Raw genomic sequence first — 4466 nt, forward strand, 5'->3', positions numbered from 1 at the left:
CTAATTGATTATTTACTTAGAAAGTAAAAATACTTAGAAAGTAAAATAAAAAGTTAGGAATTTTAATTTTGGCTCATTTATTACTAGCAAATTTGCTCATCGTGTAAATGAATTAACTTTGAGTATTTTTGCTTGATAAATGATAATTTTTGTATTATCTTGTATTAGCAAAAATCCACACAAGTTGTTCTTAGTATGTTTTTAAATAGTACGTGATACATCGTCTGTATCATCAATCAAGGCTGACTATTCTATCACAATGGATTTTGATGTCAAGCAAAATTTTAAAAATTTTTAATTTAATTTTCAACAGTGCTTTATTGTCAGCGGAAATTACATTATATAATAATTTAAAATTAAGTCAAGGACTTTTTTAAATTCTATCAAGGTAATTTGGTGGCGATGAAGAGACTTGAACTCTTGACCTTACGATTATGAGTCGTACGCTCTAACCAGCTGAGCTACATCGCCGTTACAGGGTGCGAATTATACAGATGCTTTTATCTGTTGTCAACACCAATTTTAAAAAAAATTTTTCATTTTTATAAAAATAAATGGCAAACCGATAAGCCACGTTTTTAAAGCATAACTATCTGATTTTTATAATAATAATTTTTAATACTCCTATTTTGGTAGCCGATTTGGTAACCATTTTTTCAAAGCGTCCCCAAAATTGCCCTACTTTTACCCAAAAATATTTTTCTTACCGTGGGCGGTTGCCAACATCAAATTAAAAAAATGGTGGATAATGTTTCACGGGGTGGGCGGGGCAAAATGTCCGATTTTTCCGCCCAATCCCCCTATTTAATAAACAAAAATTTTTTTATGCACGGGATGGGGCGTGGTGTCCGCTCGTAGGGCGTTCCAAAACTTTTGACCCGCCCCCGTGCTGACCGTTCGGGCGGACGAGATTTCACGATTAAAAGTAAACATTTGTTTTGTCATTGCCTATTTTTGACCTTGACCGCTTGCGGGGGTCTGTCGGCTCATTTTGCTATCTATTTATCAAAAAATATACTTAATCACAACACCCAATCCACCCACAAAAAAGCGATAAAAACACAAACAAGCGGGAAAATGGGGAAAGTAGGAAAGTGAAATTATAAGTTATTGAAATATAAAACTATTTTCAATTTCTCAATGGGAAAGTAGCGGGAAAATAGGGGGAAATGAACAAGGAAAACGGGAAAGTAAAAGGAAAATTGGGGGTATATTTCTAATTTATTTCTAAGTGTTAAAATAGTTATATCATTTTTATTGATGAATAAAAGCGATTGCCAAACAAAAAAGGCGTGAATTCACGCCCCAAAAGCCCGCACCGCTCACACACTCACGCCAACAACTGCAGGTTAATCTCTATCGTTCTTTTGTCATCTTGGCAATCTGTGCGGATATGTTCTTTTTCAATCAAATAATCTATGGCAAGTTCAAACACCGCCTTTTTGCGTAAGTGTTTGGGGCTGACAAGGCTTTGAATTTCAGAATACCCAAAACACGCCTGCCCACATCGTTTTGCGTGTTTGGCAAGCCAGTTACTTAGTGTTTGTGCGTCCGTGTTGTCATCAATAGCCTAACCGCTCATTAATAGAATAGTCCACAAAGACACTTGCCCGCTCAATATGCGACACGCTGACACTTGTATCCCCGCCAAACAAGGCAAGTAAGCACGCAATGCGGGCGGTGTTCTCGCCCATTCGCCCCGCAAAGGCTCGGATATGGGCGTATTGCCCGCCCGCCCACTGTTTGACTTCTACCGCTTGCATATAGTCCACCAAGGCTTTTTGGCGTTAAAATCGGTATAGGGCATATTTGCCCGTTCATTCTCGGCAATTGCCAAAAGCTGACGGCATTTGTCCCAAAAGCTAATTAAAATCCAACTTCCGTAAGGGTCGGCATTTAAGCGTTCTAGGCTGTTATAATCCTTATAACCTTGATTGGATTTGGGGCAAGCAAGCAAGGCACGGGGCAAAAAACCTTGATTGATAAGCAGTGGGTTTGTCATAGCGGGTTCCAATACCACCCGTTGTCCCATTACATCAAGGGTAAGCCTAGCATCATAAGCATTGGTTTTGTCTTGTGCGGACTTGCCCCGCTGACTTCTTAACTTACTAACGGAACTTCCGTCCCATAATTTGATAAGGCTAGACACGCTACTAATGGCGGTTTCCGACTTCATAGAATGACCATTAAAAAATTGGCCTGCTTCGTCTGTACTCCAAAACACATCTTTTTGCCCATCTAGGATAAATTTATCCGTTACCGCCTCTATGGTGCTATCAGTTACGATAAAGGACTGGTTCTTTGGTTTGGGGCTTAGGGCTTTTTGTTTTGGGTCTAGGGTTTCCCGATCCTTGTAACTGTCCAAATAATCCAAATAGCGGGCTTTTTCCCATTCGGCTAGGGCTTGCCTGCTAGGTTGTTGGCAAAGGTTTTGCCTTGACCGCTTGGCAATTCGGTAATCAAAAACAAACTGGCGGGGATATGACTGTTTAAAAATGGAGCATTGACAAGCCGTTGCCCAATCGCACTCATTACACCAAGCACACATTCCCCCGCTACGGCGGTTGGCACTTGTGTATAATAAGCAATGTCATTAACCACTTTTGCCAATTCATCACCAAAGGCATTAACAGGATAAGGCGTTTCGGCTCGGTATTTGTTGTCAAGGGCTAAGGGCTTGCCCCATTGTCGCTTGCTTTGATTTTGGGCGGGGGTTGGTTTGCGGGGGTTTGGGCGTGTAGGGCAGTTGCCAAAGAAGTTTGCCCGCCTGCGGATAGGGCGGAAAACTGCTCACGGCTCATCATTGGTAAGGCGTTTATTTTGGTGTGCATTGTGGGCGTATCACACCCCGCCAAATAGTCCACAATGTCGCCCTTTTCCGCCAAGCCCAATTTGTCCACATCAACGGCAATCACTTCACATTTGGGCGATAGTTGCCCTAATTGGCTTGTTATATCTTTAAGCCAATTTATGCCCGCCTTATCAAAATCTCGCCATAAAATGCACTTTTTGCCCGCCAATGGCGACACATCAAAACCCGATACGCTCGTACTTCCGCCCGTTGTGGTGGCAACATAGCCCAAATTTGCCATTAGTTCGGCTTTTTGCTCGCCTTCAAAAATCCATACCACGCTTGCATTTTGGAGCAAATGCAACAAATAAAGGGGCTTTTTGCCATTAAACTGATTACCAAAAGCGGTAAAATTCGGCTCGCCTATTACCCATTGCCCTGTATTGTCTTGCCAGTGGAAAGGGAAAATTTGCTTTTTGCCCTGTGCGTTTTTTAGGCGGGCTTTGCAAAATAGGGTTTTGCCTGCGTGGTCGGTGTATTGGTGTAGGCTAATTTGGTTGTAGCCGTTGTTTATGCTTTTGGCAAATAGCCGTTGGATAACGGGATAAATTTCATCAACATTGTACATTGTTATTGTCCTATGACTGGTTGAAGTTGCTTAATCGTAAAGCCCCAAATCTTTGCACGCCTGCACAAAGTCCACATTAAAGCGGTTCATATAAAACGCTCTTTGCCCCGCAAGTGTGGCAAATATAGCCCCCGTGTTGCATATTCAGCGACAAACTTGGGCGGGTGTCATCGTGGAATGGGCATACCGCCAACCGCCATAGCCCACCGCCTTTGACGGTCAAATAACGGCTATAAAAGCTGTATGGGTCGGGCAGGCGGGCAAGGTTGGCTTTTTGTCTTTGGTTTGGTGCGTGTGGGGCAGTTGCCAAAGAAGTTTGCCCGCCTGCGGATTGTGCATTAGGGCGGGCATTTTGGCGGTTTTGATGAACGCTAGGGCGGTTTTGGTGGTGGGGTTGGTACTCGCTGTTATTTGCCCGTCTATTTTGCGTTGTGGTGGCGTTTTGGGCGGTATTTTGGGGGTTGGTGGTGTTACCCCCATTGCCCGCCCTTTTGGATAGCGTGGCGGGGCTTGTGTGGCGTTTTTGAGGGTTTGGGGTGGTGGTTTGGGTGTTTTTTGTAGGGGTTGTGCGTTTGCATAAAAAATACTCCGTTGGGTGTGGGTTAAAGTGTATTGCTAACATACACGGTTTTTGGGTAAGGGCGGGCATAAATGGGCGGGCTTAACTGATTTGGCGTTCTTGGTTGCCTATGGCACGCTTGACGCTCTTAGCACAATATTATAACCAACAAACCTTGAAACAACACCAATCATCCCCACATCTCCATCACCATTCACTAATCACTACTTCAAATGGCTTATTCACTAGAAATCAGACAAAAAGCCTTAGCTTATTATGACAAATGCAAGAACATTGACCTTGTTATAGAAGCTTTTGGTGTATCAAGACACATTACTTTGGTGGATAGATGTAGTCGTTTTTTAATTTGCACAACCGTCAAAGCCAAAAAGCAACCTTGGTCAGTCAAGCCACCATCAATGCCTTAGTGAATCAGCCTGTGCATACAATCACACCAGATAGAGGGAAAGAATTTGCCAAACATCAAG

General features: G+C 42.9%; 6 protein-coding genes and 1 tRNA gene. All 7 read right to left on the bottom strand.

The window, feature by feature from the left end:
* Nucleotides 1-394: 394 nt before the first annotated feature.
* Nucleotides 395-471, bottom strand: a tRNA-Met gene (locus K941_RS0112000).
* Nucleotides 472-804: 333 nt separating this feature from the next.
* Entirely contained in the window at nt 805-933 is a 129-nt protein-coding gene (locus tag K941_RS18010; RefSeq protein ID WP_265596827.1) for a hypothetical protein, read from the bottom strand.
* A gap of 629 nt (nt 934-1562) precedes the next feature.
* Entirely contained in the window at nt 1563-1763 is a 201-nt protein-coding gene (locus K941_RS17860; RefSeq protein WP_029103793.1) for a DUF3987 domain-containing protein, read from the bottom strand.
* Nucleotides 1751-2374, bottom strand: coding sequence for a DUF3987 domain-containing protein (locus K941_RS17865; protein ID WP_029103794.1), 624 nt, complete (start codon nt 2372-2374; stop codon nt 1751-1753). The genes K941_RS17860 and K941_RS17865 overlap by 13 nt, the downstream gene beginning before the upstream one ends.
* A 23-nt stretch (nt 2375-2397) precedes the next feature.
* The gene (locus tag K941_RS17870; RefSeq protein ID WP_029103795.1) at nt 2398-2610 is read right to left on the bottom strand and encodes a hypothetical protein; all 213 of its coding nucleotides are present in this window, start codon (nt 2608-2610) and stop codon (nt 2398-2400) included.
* A 59-nt stretch (nt 2611-2669) separates the two neighbouring features.
* Complete coding sequence (locus K941_RS17875) at nt 2670-3419, bottom strand: hypothetical protein (protein ID WP_029103796.1); 750 nt, start codon at nt 3417-3419, stop codon at nt 2670-2672.
* Between the two features lie 76 nt (nt 3420-3495).
* Nucleotides 3496-4041, bottom strand: coding sequence for a CHC2 zinc finger domain-containing protein (locus tag K941_RS16570; RefSeq protein WP_228130416.1), 546 nt, complete (start codon nt 4039-4041; stop codon nt 3496-3498).
* Nucleotides 4042-4466: the final 425 nt, after the last annotated feature.

Origin of the sequence: Moraxella caprae DSM 19149 (assembly GCF_000426885.1) — a bacterium.
GTDB classification, from domain to species: Bacteria; Pseudomonadota; Gammaproteobacteria; order Pseudomonadales; family Moraxellaceae; genus Moraxella; species Moraxella caprae.

What these genes read in the sequence shown, in the direction of transcription:
- K941_RS17875 (WP_029103796.1), bottom strand. Translation starts at nt 3,419, where the DNA reads ATGTACAATGTTGATGAAATTTATCCCGTTATCCAACGGCTATTTGCC.
- K941_RS16570 (WP_228130416.1), bottom strand. Translation starts at nt 4,041, where the DNA reads ATGTTAGCAATACACTTTAACCCACACCCAACGGAGTATTTTTTATGC.
- K941_RS17860 (WP_029103793.1), bottom strand. Translation starts at nt 1,763, where the DNA reads ATGCAAGCGGTAGAAGTCAAACAGTGGGCGGGCGGGCAATACGCCCAT.
- K941_RS18010 (WP_265596827.1), bottom strand. Translation starts at nt 933, where the DNA reads ATGTTTACTTTTAATCGTGAAATCTCGTCCGCCCGAACGGTCAGCACG.